Origin of the sequence: Methylobacterium soli, from assembly GCF_008806385.1 — a bacterium.
GTDB classification, from domain to species: domain Bacteria; phylum Pseudomonadota; class Alphaproteobacteria; order Rhizobiales; family Beijerinckiaceae; genus Methylobacterium; species Methylobacterium soli.
In genome coordinates, this window is sequence record NZ_VZZK01000001.1 from 106,442 (window position 1) to 122,281 (window position 15,840).

Genomic DNA, 15,840 nt, shown 5'->3' on the forward strand with positions numbered 1-15,840 from the left:
TGCCATGACGCGCCTCGGCATCGGCGTCCGGCTTGCCGTCTGCGCCATCGTCTTCCTGATCCTCATCGGACCGCACTGGCTCAGCCTGCGATTCAGGCGAGGCCGTATCGCCGCGCACGCACCGACTCTGTTTCACCGCGCCCTCCTGAAGCTTTTCGCGATACGCGTCACGCAGAGCGGAACACCACCCGTTCCCGGCGAACCGGCCCTCGTCCTCTCGAACCACATCTCGTGGCTCGACATCATCGCGTTGGGATCGCTGCGCCCTCTCTCCTTCGTGGCAAAATCCGAGATCGCGGGCTGGCCCCTGATCGGCACACTGGCCCGACTCCAGCGCACGGTCTTCATCGACCGGGGGCGTCGGACCGCAACCGCGAGCGTCAATGCGGCCGTCGGCAATCGTCTCGCGGCCGGTGACCTCATCGTGCTCTTTGCCGAGGGCACGACGGGAGACGGCAATCGCCTCCTTCCGTTCCGCTCGTCGCTCGTCGGCGCGGCTCGCACGGCGATCCGAACCGAGGCGGGCCGGCTCGATCGGATCCGCCTGCAGCCCCTGGCCATCACCTATCCACGTCGCAGCGGCCTGCCGCTCGGCCGCGTGGAACGCCCGGAGATCGCCTGGTACGGCGACATGGAGCTGGCACCTCACCTCGCGCTCTTCGTGAAACGCGGTCCCGTCGACGTGCACGTCGTGTGGGGGGCGCCGATTACCTTTGAGGCGGGAACCGATCGGAAGGCCGCCACGGCCCTTGCCGAGGCATCGGTTCGGTCGGCGATGCAACAGGCGGTGACGGGACGCCTCCCGGGAGGCCCAATCTGGCCCGGTCATCGATCAGGCATATCCGGCGGGCCGAGGGCAGGATCCCTCGGCAACCTGCCGGGTTCGAGCCTGCCCGCGATCTGACATCGGCGCGCGTGCCGGCGCGACGCATCGCGAAATCTGTGTTAGAGGCCGCCCCTCAACCTCCCTATGCCCACGCCCAAGGCAGGGCCTCCTCGGACCTGAACCGTTGAAGAAAGCCTTCGTCCGTTCCTACGGCTGTCAGATGAACGCCTATGACGCCGCCCGCATGGCAGACGTCCTCGGGCAACAGGGCTACGCGGCAACAGACTCGGTCGAAGAGGCCGATGTCGTCATCCTCAACACCTGCCATATTCGCGAGAAGGCCGCCGAGAAGGTCTATTCCGAGCTTGGGCGCCTGCGGGTCCTGAAGGGCGAGCGCAAGCGCGCAGGGCAGGACACCCGCATCGTCGTGGCAGGCTGTGTCGCGCAGGCCGAGGGCGCCGAGATCCTCGCACGTGCTCCGGCGGTCGATGTCGTGGTCGGACCGCAGAGCTATCACCGCCTGCCGCTCCTCCTCGATCAGTCACGGGCCGGGCGCGTCGTCGACACGGAATTTCCGGCGGAGGACAAGTTCGATCACCTGCCGACCCGGCGCAGCAAGGGTGTTTCAGCCTTTCTCACCGTGCAGGAGGGATGCGACAAGTTCTGCGCCTTCTGCGTGGTGCCCTATACCCGCGGCGCCGAGGTCTCGCGCTCGGTTGCGAGCGTGGTGGCGGAAGCGCGCAAACTCGCCGAGGCCGGTGTGCGCGAGCTGACTTTGATCGGCCAAAACGTGAATGCCTATCACGGCGAGAGCCTGACTGGCGGCGCCGCCGCGACCCTCACCGACCTCATCCGGGCGGTGGCGGCGATCCCGGGCATCGCCCGCATCCGCTACACCACCAGCCACCCGAACGACATGGGCGACGACTTGATTCGGGCGCATGCTGAGATTCCGGGATTGATGCCCTATCTCCACCTGCCGGTTCAATCGGGTTCGGATCGCGTGCTCGCGGCGATGAATCGCAAGCACACGGGCGACCAGTATCGCCGTCTGATCGAACGCATCCGTGCAGCGCGTCCGGACATCGCACTGTCTTCGGACTTCATCGTCGGTTTTCCCGGCGAGACCGACGCGGAGTTCGAGGAGACGATGCGGCTCGTGGCGGAGATCGGTTTCCAGAGTGCCTTCTCGTTCAAGTACAGCCCGCGCCCCGGCACGCCGGCCGCCGCGCGCGAGGACGCGGTGCCGGAGAGCGTGAAGAGTGAGCGGTTGGCCGCTCTGCAAGGCCTGCTCGATCGCCAGCGCCACGCCTATCAGAACGCGGCCGCGGGTCAGGTCACGGACGTTCTCGTCGAGAAAACGGGCCGGCATCCGGGTCAGGTCGCCGGCAAGACACCGCACATGCTCGCGGTTCAATTCGACGCACCGGCCTCCACCATCGGCAGCATCGTCGCGGTGCGCATTGTCGAGGCTGGGACAAACAGCCTGTTCGGCGAGATGGCTCCGCAGATCGCGGCCGCCTGACGTGACGGGATCGATCATCCAGAGCGAAGGAAGCTTGCGTGTCACCAGCTGATGGCGGGAGCGGGCGTGGCGGAGCCTCGCGCGGGCATGATTCGGCTGCGCCGACAGGCGACATCACCGAGACGGTCGAGGTCTCCCTGACCTTCGACGACAACCGGCTCGCGAGCCTCGTGTTCGGCCAATACGATCAGAACGTCGCCCATATCGAGCGGAAGCTCGAGGTGACGGCGACGGCGCTCGGCAACCACCTCGTGGTCAAGGGCCCGCCGGACGCGGCCGAGAAGGCGCGTCGCGTGTTCGAGCGGCTCTACGCGCGCGTGAAGACCGGAGGCAGCACGCTGAACCTCGGCGACGTCGACGGGGCAATCCAGGAGACCACCCTGCAGGGCAATCTCTTCCCGTCGGTCGAGATCGCCGCCGAGGCGGACCGGCCGCAATTTGAGCAGATCGCCACGCGCCGGCGCGGCGCCGTGCGGGCCCGCAATGCCGCGCAGGATGCCTATATCAAGGCGCTGCGCACGAACGAGCTCGTCTTCGCCGAGGGGCCCGCCGGGACCGGCAAGACCTGGCTTGCCGTCGGGCATGCGGTCTCACTGCTGGAGCAGGGCCATGCGGAGCGCCTGATCCTGTCGCGCCCTGCCGTGGAGGCGGGTGAGCGGCTCGGCTTCCTGCCCGGCGACATGCGGGACAAGGTCGACCCCTACCTGCGCCCGATTTACGACGCGCTGTACGATTTTATGGAAGCCCGGCATGTCGATCGCGGATTGCAGACCGGCATCATCGAGATCGCACCGCTCGCCTTCATGCGCGGGCGCACGCTGACCAATGCCGTGGTGTTGCTCGACGAGGCGCAGAACACCACATCGATGCAGATGAAGATGTTCCTGACCCGCCTGGGCGAGAACTCGCGCATGATCATCACGGGCGATCCGAGCCAGATCGACCTGCCGCCCGGGCAGCGATCCGGACTCGTCGAGGCCGTGAACGTCCTTGATGGCGTCGAGGGCATCGGCCGCATCACCTTCAAGGACGTCGATGTGGTCCGCCACGATCTCGTGCGCCGCATCGTGACTGCCTACGAGCGTGCCACCCACGGCGAATCGGAGGCTGATCGCAATCCCAATCCGCGCCGCCGCCCGCTCGCGTGACCATGCCGGACATCGAGATCGACGTCGCTCTGGAGGATGAGCGCTGGGTCGGCGTCGACCCGGACCTCGAGGCGTTCGTGGCGCGCGCCGTGCGGGCCGGGTTCGCCATCGCACCGACGGCGCCCACTGGACCTGTCGAGGTCAGCATTCTCCTCACCGATGATTCCGCGGTTCAGGAGTTGAACCGGACATGGCGCGGCAAGGACAAGCCGACAAATGTCCTGTCATTTCCGGCCGCCGCGCAGCCCGCGCGGGGTGGAGCACCGATGCCTCTCGGCGATGTCGTCCTTGCGTATGACACGATGCTGCGCGAGAGTGCCGAGCAGTCGAAGCCGCTCGCCCATCATCTCGCCCATCTCCTCGTTCATGGCACGCTTCACCTTCTCGGCCAGGATCACGAGACCGGCGAGGCCGAGGCCGACGCGATGGAAGCGCTCGAGGTCGCGGCTCTGCGCACGCTCGGCGTCCCCGATCCCTACGGCGACTGAGCGTCGAACACGGCAGACCTGCCCGTTGACCTGCCTGATATCCCAGATCCGAGAGACATGACGAACGATCGAAGTCGCGGCGCGGCCCAGGCCGCGCTCAGTTCCGTGGACGGCGAGACCGGCGCCCGTGAGCCCTGGTACGATCGTCTGCTTCAGGCCCTTCACCTGAAACCGCGCGATTCGCTGCGCGACGATATCGAGGATGCGCTCGCCGAGCCGGATTCCGGAGAGAATGCCTTCTCACCCCTTGAGCGCGCCATGCTCAAGAACGTCCTCGGGCTGCACAAGGTGCGGGTCGACGACGTGATGATTCCGAGAGCCGATATCGTCGCGGTCTCGATCGAGACGTCCCTGGGCGACCTGCTGAAGCTGTTCCGAACCGCCGGACATTCCCGCTTGCCCGTCTACGGCGAGACCCTCGACGACCCGCGCGGCATGGTCCACATCCGCGATTTCGTCGACCATATCGCCGCGAAGGCCGAGGCCGGAAGCCGACGCGCCTCCAACGGAGCGGCGCCACAAGCTCCGGCCGCGACCGAAGCAGGAGCGGCTGCCGCGCCGGCGGCGCGCACCCGGCGCAACCCGACCCGGGCGCTTCGCGCGCTGAACCTCGGCAATGTGGATCTCTCCACGACACTTGCCGCCACCCGAATTCAACGCCCGGTCCTGTTCGTCCCACCCTCGATGCCGGCGATCGACCTGTTGGTGCGGATGCAGGCGACGCGCACGCACATGGCCCTCGTCATCGATGAGTATGGCGGCACCGATGGCTTGATCTCGATCGAAGATCTGATCGAGATGGTCGTGGGCGACATCGAAGACGAGCATGACGTCGCGGAAGGCCGCCTCATTCAACGGGTCGAGGGGGACGCCGAGGTCTTCGTGGCCGATGCCCGCGCGGACCTCGCGGAAGTCTCGGAAGCCACGGGAGTCGACCTCGTCGCTGCCGTCGGGGAGATGGCCGAGGAGATCGATACGATCGGCGGTATGATCGTGACGCTCGCAGGCCGCGTGCCATCGCGTGGGGAACTCATCGCCGGACCAGGCGATCTCGAGTTCGAGGTGCTCGACGCCGACCCGCGTCGCCTCAAGCGTCTTCGCCTGCATCGGGGTCCCGCGAAGATCGCGGCGATCGTCCCGCTGGCTCTGCCGCCTCCGCCGAAGAACAGCACGTCCGCGGCCGAGACGCACGGCCCGTGACGACCGCTCTGAACGTTCAACCCCGCTCCGTGACCCGAGAGGGCTCCGGTGCGGGGAGCGCGCTGTTGCGCTTGCGCGCGTGGTTTGCCGCGCAACGGGGCTGGGGGCGCCTGACCTGGGCATTTCTGGCCGGCACCCTCGGCGCCCTGGCGATGCCGCCTTTCGGCGTCCTGCCCGCACTCGTCGTGTCCCTGACAGCCGCGGTCTGGCTGATGGATGGCGCGGCGAGGGGCGATCCACGCCTGTGGCGAACGCTTTTGCCCTGCGCCCTGGTCGGCTGGGCCTGGGGCTTCGGTTACCTGACGGCGGGCCTCTGGTGGCTCGGTTCGGCCTTCCTGGTGGAGGCCGACGAGTTTGCTTGGGCTCTTCCGCTCGGCGTCGTCGGCCTGCCGGCCGTGCTCGCCCTGTTCTTCGGCGCAGGCTTCGCGGCGGCCCGCCTGCTCTGGTCGTCCGGCGCGGGTCGGATCTGCGGCTTCGCCGTCGGCATCTCCGCGGCCGAATGGTTGCGCGGCCATCTCTTTACGGGATTTCCCTGGAATACCCTCGGGATGGCGCTCGGGCAGAACCTGTGGCTCACGCAATCGGCCTGCCTCGTCGGCCTCTATGGTCTCACGCTGATCGCCGTCCTCGTCTGCGCCGCCCCCGCGACGCTGGCGACGGAAGGCGGTGCGCTTCGGCGCTTCGGCCCGACGGCGCTCGCTGCCCTCGCCCTCGGTGGCCTGATGCTTTTCGGCGCGTATCGCGTCCCCGCTGGTTCCGAGGCGACAGTGCCGGGTGTACGGCTTCGCTTGGTCCAGCCGAACCTGCCGCAGGACGCGAAGTTTCGGCCGGAGAACCGCGCCGACATCGTCGACCGCTATATCGAGTTGAGCCAGCGGCCGCCCGAGGCCGGCGGAGTATTGCCGACGCATATCATCTGGCCGGAATCCGCTTTCCCGTTCCTGATTCAGCGTGACCCCGGGTCTCTCGCCAAGGTCGGCGGCGCACTTCAATCCGGTCAGCACCTCATCACCGGGGCGGCGCGTGCCGAGGAGCCTCTTCCGGGAGAACGCCTGCGCTTCTTCAACGCGATCATGACGATCGAGCCGCCGAACCGGATCTCGGATACCTACGACAAGGTTCACCTCGTGCCCTTCGGTGAGTATCTGCCTGCCCCTCTCGACGCGCTGCTGCGGGCGATCGGTCTGCGCCAGTTCGTGTCGATCCCGGGCGGATTCTCCGCAGGGAGCCGAGCCGGACAGCGTATCCTGGAAGTGCCGGGCCTCCCGCCCGCCGCCGCGACCATCTGCTACGAGGCGATTTTCCCGGGAGCCGTCGTGCCAGCGGGAACGGCCGGTTCGGCGGCGCGCCCCGGACTGATCCTCAACGTCACGAACGATGCTTGGTTCGGGGACACGCCGGGCCCACGCCAGCACCTCGCTCAGGCGCGCCTGCGCGCCGTCGAGGAAGGGTTGCCGCTCGTGCGCGATGCCAATACGGGCATCTCGGCCGTCATCGACGCGTATGGTCGCGTCACCGCAAGCCTGCCCCTCGACAAGGAAGCCGTGCTCGACGCGGATCTCCCAACCCGAATCGAGCCGGCGCCTCTCTATGCCCGCTTCGGCGACTGGCCGTTCCTGGCCATGCTGATGGCCGCCCTCCTCTGCGCACTCGGCGCGTGGCGGCGGGCGTGAGGCCGGGTGCGGGCGCGCCGCCGGGCCCGATCCTGACCGGGCTCGGCGTGATGCTGGTGGCCTTCAATCTGCGCCCCGCTCTCACGACGGTCGGCCCGCTGCTCACGACGATCCGTGCGGAGACCGGCTTGAGCGCAACCGGCGCGGCGATTCTGACGACGCTTCCGGTCCTGTTCCTCGGGCTCGCCAGCGCAGCCGGACCCGCGACCATCCGGCGCTTCGGCGCCGACCGGGGCATTCTCCTCGCCATCCTCATCGTGGCGCTGGGCTTGGCGAGCCGGGCCGTCGGCGGTCTCGGCCCGCTCTTCTTCGGCGCCTGTCTCTCGGCCGCCGGGATCGGCCTCGCGGGCGTGCTTCTGCCCGGTCTTGTCAAGCGCGATTTTCCCGGGCGGGTTGGCGTGATGACGGGACTCTATACCAGTGTGCTCTGCCTGGGCGCCGCGGCAGGGGCCGGGCTGACCGTGCCGCTGCGGGATGCTCTCGAAGCCGGCTGGGCCCTGCCTCTGGCAGCATGGGCCGTTCCGGCATTCGCCGCGGCCCTGGCCTGGCTGCCCTTCGCGGTCCGAGAACGCCCCGAGATGTTTGCCGCGGCGGCGCGATCAAAGGGCAGAGCCCGTTTCTGGGGCGACCCGCTCGCATGGCAGGTGACGGGCTTCATGGGCCTGCAATCCTCGCTCGCCTACATCATGTTCGGGTGGATTCCGGCGCTGCTGCAGAGCCGCGGCCTCAGCGCGATCGAGGCGGGGTTCATGGCCTCGCTGATGAGCATCGGGCAGGCACCGTCCGCCCTTCTGATTCCGACTTTCGCGGCGCGAGCCGGGGATCAGCGCGCCTACGCGGTCGGGCTGATTCTTCTCACACTCACGGCATTCCTCGGCGTGGTTTACGCGCCGGTTTCGCTCGTGGCTCCGATGACGGTCGCGCTCGGTTTCGGCCTCGGCGGCACGTTTGGGCTAGGGCTGACGATCATCGTCCTGCGCGCCCGCGACGCCGCGAGCGCAGCGGGACTCTCGGCGATGGCGCAGGGCGTCGGTTACAGCATCGCCGCGCTGGGCCCGCTCGGCTTCGGTCTCGCCCACGAGGTCGGCAAGGATTGGACGCTGTCGGTGCTGCTCTTCTGCGCGATCGCCTCGGCGGGCATGCTCTGCGGTCTCGGCGCCGGCCGGAACCGGCTGGTCGGCGTGCCGGCTTGAGCGCGGGAGCAGGCGCCTGATCTTGCATCGAGGAAGCGCGGCGCGAGGCTGACGGCATTCATGCGCGACGCATCTTCCGTTGCGCCGCTTCGAGCGAGATCGGTGACCGTAGGCCATCGATAGGGACGCAGGCGGATTCGCCCGCCTTCAGGACCGACGCCAAAAGAAAACCCCGCACGGTTCGGAACCGTGCGGGGCATCGAATCAAATCGCGGCTTCAGGCCTGGGGCTTACTCGGCGGCGACCTGATGAGCCTGCGACCCATCCGTGTAGGTGTTGGACGAGAGGCGCTTGCCCGGAGCGGCGCGGCCCGGCAGCGGCGGCAGAGCCTTGGCCTTCTCAAAGTCGATCCCAGCACCCTCGGCAACCCGACGGCCGTAATCCTCGTCCGCGTGCCAGAAGTGCCAAATCATCCGCAGTTGGATCGGCTCCGGGCATTCCTTCATGTCGGCGACGAGGTTGGCGATCAGGTCGTCGCGCTCCCAGTCCTGGAATGAGCGGTAGCGAACGCCGGCCTGAGCGTAGTCGTCCTCGGTGCGGCTGGTCTGGTAGCGGCCGAGCTTGCCCTCCACCGGCTGGTGGTATTCCTTCGCGGGCTTCGGCGCCTCGCGCAGGCCCTCGGCGAGCGTCGACGGCTCGTAGTTGATGTGCCGGTTCGGACCCGATCCATCGACGCTGTAGGCCATCTGGCCGTCACGCTGGTTCGAGTAGACCTTCACGCCGGGCTGCGGCGCGTTGATCGGCAGTTGCAGGTAGTTGGCGCCGACGCGGTAGCGCTGCGTGTCCGAATAGGACAGCGTGCGCCCCTGAAGCATCTTGTCGTCCGAGAAGTCGATGCCATCCACGAGCACGCCCGTGCCGAAGGCCGATTGCTCGACATCCGTGAAGAAGTTGTCCGGCACCCGATCCAGCACCATGCGGCCGACGGGCAGCAGGGGGAATTGGTCGACCGGCCACAGCTTGGTGTCGTCGAGGGGATCGAACGACAGGTGGTCGTTCGGGCCGTCTGGCATGATCTGCACGCAGAATTCCCACTCAGGGAAATTGCCGGCATTGATGTTGTCGTAGAGATCCTGCGTGGCGTGGCCGACGTTCTTGGCCTGGATCGCCTCAGCTTCGCCCGAGGTCAGGTTGCGCACACCCTGCTTCGGCTCCCAGTGGAACTTGCAGAGCACCGCCTCGCCCTGGTCGTTGACGAGCTTGTAGGTGTTGACGCCCGATCCCTCCATCTCGCGGTAATTCGCCGGGATGCCCCAGGGAGACTTGAGGTGCGTCACCATGTGGATCGACTCGGGGTGCTGCGCCACGAAGTCGAAGAAGCGCCACGCCTCCTGGCGGTTCGTCACCGGGTCCGGCTTGAACGCGTGGATCATGTCGGGGAACTTGATCGCGTCGCGGATGAAGAAGACCTTGAGGTTGTTGCCCACCAGATCCCAGTTGCCATCGACGGTCTTGAACTTCACCGCGAAGCCGCGCGGATCCCGCGCCGTCTCCGGGCTCTCCTTGGCGCCGGCCACGGTGGAGAACCGCACGAACATCGGCGTCTTGACGCCGGTCTCGTTGAGGACGCGAGCGCGGGTGTACTTGGAGGCCGGCTCGTTGCCGATCTTGCCGTAAGCCTCGAACCAGCCATGCGCGCCGGCGCCGCGAGCATGCACAACGCGCTCGGGAATCCGCTCCCGGTCGAAATGCGTGATCTTCTCGATGAACTGGTAATTCTCGAGCGTCGCGGGCCCCCGCTCGCCGACCGTGCGTGTGCTCTGGTTGTCGCGGACCGGATGGCCCTGGCGGGTCGTCAGAATGGGACGTTGCTCGCTCATGCGTCTCACCTCGTGAAGATTCTTGGGTTCGGTCGCGGCAGCCGGAAACGAGGCCGCCTTCCTGGAACTGTTCTGGGGTGCCGTTATGACCGGGAGGCGACCCACTGGCAAATGCATCGTTACAAAGACTGTGATAGACGCGCACTATGAATGCCGCCGGGTTGTCCCTTCGCGACCTCGAATATGTGGTCGCCGTCGCCGACGAGAATCACTTCGGACGCGCCGCCGAGCGCTGCAACGTCAGCCAGCCGACGCTCAGTGTTCAGGTGAGAAAGCTGGAGGAATCCCTCGGGCTCGTTCTGTTCGAGCGCTCGAACCGGCGCGTGCTCCTGACACCCGCCGGTCAGATCATCGTGCGCCAGGCCCGCGCGGTCCTGGCGGAAGCACAGCGCCTGCTTGCCCTGGCGAGCGAGGGCCGTGGCGCTCCCCTGACCGGCCGCCTCGTCCTCGCGGCGATCCAGACCCTCGGCCCCTATCTGTTCCCCCTCGTCCTTCGCCTGTTGCGGCAGGAATTTCCGCTCCTGTCTCTGGCCCTCAGCGAGGCGCGCACGGCCGAAATCCTGGAAGGATTGCGCGACGGGCGCGTCGATGCGGCGCTGGTCTCGCTTCCGCTGCCGCCATCGGGGCTGACGATTTCGCCGCTCTTCGTCGAGCCGTTCTGGCTGGCCTGCCCGGCCGACCATGCCCTCGCCCGCGGCGGTGCGCTCCGGGCGACCGACATCGCCGGGCCTGACCTCCTCCTGCTGGATGAGGGCAATTGCCTGCGTGACCAGACGGTGGCCGCCTGTGGGGCAAGCAGTTCCGCCGGGCGCCATGCGACGAGCCTCGAAACCCTTCGCTCGATGGTGGCGGCGGGGGCGGGCTATACCTTGCTGCCGGCGCTGGCCTTGCCGGCCGGCCCCGATCCCAGCGGCCTCATCGTCACGCGCAGCTTCGACGCGGATGGACCGGGGCGCACCATCGCCCTGGCATGGCGTTCCAGCGATCCGCGCGCGGCAGGGCTGCAGCATCTTGCCGCCTTCTTCCGGGCGCATGCCCCACCCAACACCGCCGCCTGCCGTGTCGAGGATGCCGCGCCCGCGCGGCCCCGTGACAGCGTGGCCGATCCGGTGTAGCGCCGCCCGATGCGGGTGTACCCCGGCGCGGCCCGCGAGAATTCGAACGGTCCCCTTGTCCGTGTCAAAGACCCTCGGCCTCTGGGCGGCTCTGCTTGCCGCATCAGGTCTCCTCGCCTACGGCTTGGCCTCCGCCCATTTTCCCGCTGCTCTCCTCCTCGGGCCGATGCTCGCCGCGATCGCGTTCGGCGTGCGCGGCGCGCCGCTGCGCGTCCCCAAGCCCGGCTTCCAGGGCGCGCAGGCGCTCATCGGCTGCCTCGTCGCGCATGCGATCAATCCCGAGATCGCCGGCACGATCCTGGATGACGGCTTCCTGATCCTGCTCGTCGTTCTCGTGACCGTGCTGGCCGGCGGAATCGTTGGCTACGTTCTGACGCGGATGCGCGTCCTGCCCGGCACCACGGCCGCCTGGGGCTCGTCGCCGGGCCGGGCCGCCGCGATGGTGGCGATGGCCGAGGAATACGGGTCCGATCCGCGCCTCGTCGCGTTCATGCAATATGTCCGCGTCGCGGCGGTGGTCCTGTCGGCCTCGGTCGTCGCGCGGCTGCTCACCGAGCCGGTGGCGGCGAGCAGTGCCGGGACGATGCCGGCGCAGGCTCTGGCGCCCATCTCGGTGCTCACGACGCTGTGTGTCGCGGTGATCGGCGCCGGGATCGCGCTCGCGCTCCGGTTGCCGGCCGGGGCGCTGATCGGCCCCATGATCCTCGGCGCCGGCCTGCACGCGACAGGGCTCGCGAGCATCGTTCTCCCGCCCGTGCTGCTCGATGCCGCCTATGCGACGATCGGCTGGTACGTGGGCTTGCGCTTCACTCGCGAGACCTTGCGCGAGACATTCCATGCCTTGCCGGGCATCCTCGTTGCGACCGTGGCGGTGATCCTGCTCTGTGCCGGCTGGGCCTTCGGCCTCACCCGAATCCTGCCAATCGACTTCCTCACCGCTTTCCTGGCAACGAGCCCGGGCGGTCTCGATTCCGTGGCGATCATCGCGGTCGGCTCGAAGGCCGACGTCTCCTTCGTTCTCGCCGTCCAGACGCTGCGCCTCTTCGTGGTGCTGATCACCGGCCCGTTGCTGGCGAAATGGGTCGCGCGCGCTGCGCCGCCGGATACCCCCGAGGCAGGCTGACCATGGACGCGCTGATCGTCGCCTTCCTGAATTCCTGGCGCGGCCTACTCCACGGGGCCCGCACGGAGCGCGCCGTCCGCCAGGAACTCGTCCTCCTCGCGCTGGGCGTGCCCGTGGCACTGATCCTCGGTTCCGGTCTCTGGGTGCGGGTCGGGCTCATCGCCAGCCTGCTCCTGATGCTCGCGGCCGAGTTCCTGAACACCGCCATCGAGAAGCTCTGCGACCATCTCCATCCCGATCGGCATCCGCGCATCGGCACGGTCAAGGACCTCGCATCGGCGGGCACCTTCCTGGCGCAGGCGCTGGCCGCACTGGTCTGGATCGCGGCCCTGATCGATCGTCTGAGCTGACCTGCCCGCCGGGCGCTCGCATCCGGCCGCCCGAAGGTCTATCTCGGGCGGAGACCTGAACTTCGTATCCGCGAAACGATCGCTTCCGCCCGTGACCGATTACATCCGCAAGATCCTCACTGCCCGCGTCTACGACGTCGCGATCGAGAGTCCGCTCGATCCGATGCCGCGCCTCACCGCGCGGTACGAGCGACCGATTCTATTGAAGCGCGAAGATCTGCAGCCGGTCTTCTCGTTCAAGCTGCGCGGCGCCTACAACAAGATGTCGAGCCTCGACGCGGAGCAGCTCGCCCGCGGAGTCATCTGCGCTTCGGCCGGCAATCATGCCCAGGGCGTGGCGCTCTCGGCGGCCAAGCTCAACGTGCGCGCTGTGATCGTGATGCCGCGCACGACGCCGGCCATCAAGGTCGATGCCTGCCGGGCGCGGGGCGCCGAGGTGATCCTGCACGGCGATGCCTTCGACGAGGCCCTGGCGGAAGCGCGGCGGCGCGAGGTCGAGGAAGGACTGACCTTCCTACATCCCTTCGACGATGCCGAGGTGATCGCCGGTCAAGGCACGATCGGCATGGAACTCCTGCACCAGCATACGGGCCCGATCGAAGCGATCTTCGTGCCCATCGGCGGCGGCGGCCTCGCGGCGGGCATCGCGACCTTCGTCAAGTACCTGCGGCCGGAGACCAAGGTGATCGGTGTCGAGCCCGACGATGCCGCCTGCATGGCCGCGGCACTAGCCGCCGGCGAGCCCACGACCCTCGACAGCGTCGGCCTGTTCGCCGACGGCGTCGCGGTGCGCCGTGCCGGCGAGGAGACCTTCCGCCTCTGCCGCGAGCATCTGGACGGGGTGATCACCGTCGATACCGATGCCATGTGTGCCGCCGTGAAGGACATCTTCGACGATACGCGCGCCGTGTCGGAGCCGTCGGGCGCCCTCGCGCTCGCGGGCGCCAAACTCTACGCCGAGCGCGAGGGTGGCATCGGCACGCTGATCGCCATCTCCAGCGGCGCAAACCTCAATTTCGACCGCCTGCGCCACATCGCCGAGCGCGCCGAGATCGGCGAGCAGCGCGAAGTGCTGCTCGGCGTGACGATCCCGGAGCGGCCGGGCGCCTATCGGTCCTTCATCAGCACGCTCGGCCCCCGCGCCATCACGGAGTTCAATTATCGCTACGCCAAGGATGCCGAGGCGCAGATCTTCGTCGGCGTGAACCTGCCGGGCGGCCTGGCGGAGAAGCGGGCCCTCATCGCGTCGCTGCGCGACGGCGGCTATCGCGTCCTCGACATGAGCGACAATGAGATGGCCAAGGTCCATATCCGCTACATGGTCGGCGGGCGGGCGACCGGCCTGAGGGACGAGCGCCTCTACCGCTTCCAATTCCCGGAGCGGCCCGGTGCGTTGATGCGCTTCCTCGATGGCCTCGGCGAAGATTTCAACATCACCCTGTTCCATTACCGCAATCACGGCGCCGATTACGGAAGGGTCCTGGCCGGCATCACGGTTCCGGTCTCCGAGCGTGCCCGCTTCCACGCGGCGGTGGATGAACTTGGCTATCCCTGCACAGACGAGACCGACAATCCGGCCTACCGGCTGTTCCTCGATAACGGCTCGGACACACCGGCGCTCACCTGACCCCGAGCGCAACCGCCCGACCAATTTTCGGGTCAGGCGTCGGGGGGTCGCTAGCCGTCCTCGATCTCGACGCTCTCGACCCCGGGAAACGTGCGCAGGCGCGCGGCAATCGCCTCGAGATGTCCGGCGGTCAGGCGGGTGAAGGCGATCCGGATGTCTTCCGCACCCTCCGGGCCCGGCTGCACGACGAATTGCTTGACCCGCGAGAGCGGCTGCCCGGTCGCTTCCTGCACGTCGTCGAGGGTGAGCGATCCGGTGCGGGCCGTGATGCGAAGTGCTCGCGCCTGTGATCGTGCGCGCCAGCGCTCCTCGATCGGCTTGATGCCCGCCAGGATCGCGAACACCATTCCGGTCGTGGCGATGGCCGGGACGTAGAGGCCGCCGCCACTCGCGAGGCCGATAGCCGCGACCGCCCAGAGACTCGCGGCGGTCGTCAGGCCGCGCACCACCTCGCCCCGCAGCAGGATCGTTCCCGCGCCGAGGAAGCCGATCCCCGAGACGACCTGGGCGGCTACGCGGGACGGGTCGAGGACGACGTGCTCGTGGGTGATGACGTCGAAGAATCCGAAGGTTGAGACCAGCATGAACAGACATGCGCCGACGCAAACGAGCATGTGCGTCCGCAGGCCCGCGGCCCAGAGCAGGCGTTCCCGCTCGAGACCGATGATGCTGCCGAGCACAGCCGCCAAGGCGAGACGGCCGATCATCTCCGCGTTACCGAGCAGAGTGAACCTCCCACAGTTTCAGCGCCGGGAGAGACCGTTCGAACGGACGCCGAAGCGCGGGCCACCAAAGCGGGTTTGCGCCTATCTCAGACAGAGCTCAGGGCAGCTTTCTCGACCTCGTAGGCCGCGCGTACCGTCGCTTTGCCGTAGCTGCGCTCGAGCCGCCTCACCGTGAAGTGCGCCCGCGCGGTCGACTGGAAATGATCCATGAACGCGGTGTTCACGGCCGCGCCCCCGAAAGCCCCGAGGATCGGGATCGCCTGAGCCGCGACCTTCTGCGAGACCACGACGCCGAAGCGCGCAGCGATCTGGGCGGTGAAGCGCAGAAGCGCGGGCGCAGCCTCTTCCACGAGGCTACGGCTGCCAGCATATCGCGCGGCCTCCGCCATCGTCTTGGCCAAAGCCGCCCGAACCGCGAAGTAGCCGCTCTCCGCAAGCCCCGTCTCGCTGCCCCGGCCGCCCAGCGCAAAGACCTGCACGCAGGCGAGCGCCCCTTCCGGCGTCTCGATCTCTTCCCCCTCTTCGCGGGCGATCTCGGCGATCGAGCGGAGCATCAGCGTCGTGGAGAGGGGAAGTTCCACCGCGAGCGTCGCGAGGCCGAACGCTCCCCCGACGGCGCCCGAGATGGCGGCGAGCGCCTTGTGGTTCAATTCGCTCGACTGGAACAGGCGTGCGAAGCGGCCGGTGCGCGTCGCGCTGATCGGTGCGACCTCGGTCCCGTCCGTGACGATCTCTTTCTTGGGCAAGGTCGCCAGCGCTACGCGCAGCGCGCCGCGCATGGCGGTCTCGGTCGAGCGGGCCACCGCCTCGGTGACGGGCGCGGGCAAGGATCGTCCGATGATGTCGAGCGGCGCACCGGCCGCCGCGGAGAGGCGCGCGGCGAGCCCGGGCTGCTCCAGGGCGCGCACCGCACGCCGGAGCGCCGCGAGGTCGCTCTCGCTGAGGGGGCGGGTGTCGCTGTCGATGGAAGCCGGGAGGGTCTCGCCGGCGAGGGTGATGTCGCTCACGTTGGACGTCCCTTGCAAAT

At 68.2% G+C, this 15,840-nt stretch carries 14 protein-coding genes; 11 read left to right on the plus strand and 3 right to left on the minus strand.

Annotated features, from left to right (window positions below):
- Positions 1–4: 4 nt before the first annotated feature.
- The 7 genes from F6X53_RS00485 to F6X53_RS00515 all read left to right on the plus strand — a co-directional run bounded on the left by F6X53_RS00485 (position 5) and on the right by F6X53_RS00515 (position 8,053).
- The gene (locus F6X53_RS00485) at positions 5–904 is read left to right on the plus strand and encodes a lysophospholipid acyltransferase family protein (protein ID WP_150996108.1); all 900 of its coding nucleotides are present in this window, start codon (positions 5–7) and stop codon (positions 902–904) included.
- A gap of 106 nt (positions 905–1,010) precedes the next feature.
- A complete protein-coding gene (gene miaB, locus F6X53_RS00490; RefSeq protein WP_150996109.1) occupies positions 1,011–2,351 on the plus strand; it encodes a tRNA (N6-isopentenyl adenosine(37)-C2)-methylthiotransferase MiaB in 1,341 nt (446 codons plus the stop codon).
- Positions 2,352–2,389: 38 nt separating this feature from the next.
- The gene (locus F6X53_RS00495) at positions 2,390–3,499 is read left to right on the plus strand and encodes a PhoH family protein (RefSeq protein WP_373875831.1); all 1,110 of its coding nucleotides are present in this window, start codon (positions 2,390–2,392) and stop codon (positions 3,497–3,499) included.
- A 2-nt stretch (positions 3,500–3,501) separates the two neighbouring features.
- On the plus strand, positions 3,502–3,987 hold the full coding sequence (ybeY, locus tag F6X53_RS00500; RefSeq protein ID WP_150996686.1) for an rRNA maturation RNase YbeY: 486 nt from the start codon (positions 3,502–3,504) through the stop codon (positions 3,985–3,987).
- Positions 3,988–4,044: 57 nt separating this feature from the next.
- On the plus strand, positions 4,045–5,187 hold the full coding sequence (locus F6X53_RS00505) for a CBS domain-containing protein (protein ID WP_150996111.1): 1,143 nt from the start codon (positions 4,045–4,047) through the stop codon (positions 5,185–5,187).
- 65 nt (positions 5,188–5,252) lie between these two features.
- The gene (gene lnt, locus F6X53_RS00510) at positions 5,253–6,860 is read left to right on the plus strand and encodes an apolipoprotein N-acyltransferase (protein WP_425324672.1); all 1,608 of its coding nucleotides are present in this window, start codon (positions 5,253–5,255) and stop codon (positions 6,858–6,860) included.
- Positions 6,857–8,053 (plus strand): MFS transporter, encoded by a 1,197-nt coding sequence (locus F6X53_RS00515; RefSeq protein ID WP_244965500.1) that lies wholly within the window; start codon positions 6,857–6,859, stop codon positions 8,051–8,053. The genes lnt and F6X53_RS00515 overlap by 4 nt, the downstream gene beginning before the upstream one ends.
- A gap of 230 nt (positions 8,054–8,283) precedes the next feature.
- On the opposite strand, the gene F6X53_RS00520 is transcribed toward F6X53_RS00515, so the two are convergent.
- Positions 8,284–9,873 carry a catalase gene (locus tag F6X53_RS00520; RefSeq protein ID WP_150996113.1) on the minus strand — a complete coding sequence of 530 codons (1,590 nt, stop codon included), beginning with the start codon at positions 9,871–9,873 and terminating at the stop codon, positions 8,284–8,286.
- 146 nt (positions 9,874–10,019) lie between these two features.
- Here F6X53_RS00520 and F6X53_RS00525 point away from each other — a divergent pair, with 146 nt between their 5' ends.
- The 4 genes from F6X53_RS00525 to ilvA all read left to right on the plus strand — a co-directional run bounded on the left by F6X53_RS00525 (position 10,020) and on the right by ilvA (position 14,088).
- The gene (locus F6X53_RS00525; RefSeq protein ID WP_150996115.1) at positions 10,020–10,988 is read left to right on the plus strand and encodes a LysR substrate-binding domain-containing protein; all 969 of its coding nucleotides are present in this window, start codon (positions 10,020–10,022) and stop codon (positions 10,986–10,988) included.
- A 55-nt stretch (positions 10,989–11,043) separates the two neighbouring features.
- Positions 11,044–12,111, plus strand: coding sequence for an AbrB family transcriptional regulator (locus F6X53_RS00530; protein ID WP_150996117.1), 1,068 nt, complete (start codon positions 11,044–11,046; stop codon positions 12,109–12,111).
- A 2-nt stretch (positions 12,112–12,113) separates the two neighbouring features.
- A complete protein-coding gene (locus tag F6X53_RS00535; protein ID WP_150996118.1) occupies positions 12,114–12,461 on the plus strand; it encodes a diacylglycerol kinase in 348 nt (115 codons plus the stop codon).
- Positions 12,462–12,552: 91 nt separating this feature from the next.
- A complete protein-coding gene (gene ilvA / locus F6X53_RS00540) occupies positions 12,553–14,088 on the plus strand; it encodes a threonine ammonia-lyase, biosynthetic (RefSeq protein WP_150996120.1) in 1,536 nt (511 codons plus the stop codon).
- Positions 14,089–14,138: 50 nt separating this feature from the next.
- On the opposite strand, the gene F6X53_RS00545 is transcribed toward ilvA, so the two are convergent.
- Positions 14,139–14,795, minus strand: coding sequence for an MgtC/SapB family protein (locus F6X53_RS00545; RefSeq protein ID WP_373875848.1), 657 nt, complete (start codon positions 14,793–14,795; stop codon positions 14,139–14,141).
- 104 nt (positions 14,796–14,899) lie between these two features.
- Positions 14,900–15,811, minus strand: a complete 912-nt coding sequence (locus F6X53_RS00550; protein ID WP_373875849.1) for an EcsC family protein — start codon at positions 15,809–15,811, stop codon at positions 14,900–14,902.
- Positions 15,812–15,840: the final 29 nt, after the last annotated feature.

What these genes read in the sequence shown, in the direction of transcription:
- F6X53_RS00545 (WP_373875848.1), bottom strand. Translation starts at nt 14,795, where the DNA reads ATGATCGGCCGTCTCGCCTTGGCGGCTGTGCTCGGCAGCATCATCGGT.
- F6X53_RS00525 (WP_150996115.1), top strand. Translation starts at nt 10,020, where the DNA reads ATGAATGCCGCCGGGTTGTCCCTTCGCGACCTCGAATATGTGGTCGCC.
- F6X53_RS00485 (WP_150996108.1), top strand. Translation starts at nt 5, where the DNA reads ATGACGCGCCTCGGCATCGGCGTCCGGCTTGCCGTCTGCGCCATCGTC.
- ybeY (WP_150996686.1), top strand. Translation starts at nt 3,502, where the DNA reads ATGCCGGACATCGAGATCGACGTCGCTCTGGAGGATGAGCGCTGGGTC.
- F6X53_RS00505 (WP_150996111.1), top strand. Translation starts at nt 4,045, where the DNA reads ATGACGAACGATCGAAGTCGCGGCGCGGCCCAGGCCGCGCTCAGTTCC.
- F6X53_RS00520 (WP_150996113.1), bottom strand. Translation starts at nt 9,873, where the DNA reads ATGAGCGAGCAACGTCCCATTCTGACGACCCGCCAGGGCCATCCGGTC.
- F6X53_RS00535 (WP_150996118.1), top strand. Translation starts at nt 12,114, where the DNA reads ATGGACGCGCTGATCGTCGCCTTCCTGAATTCCTGGCGCGGCCTACTC.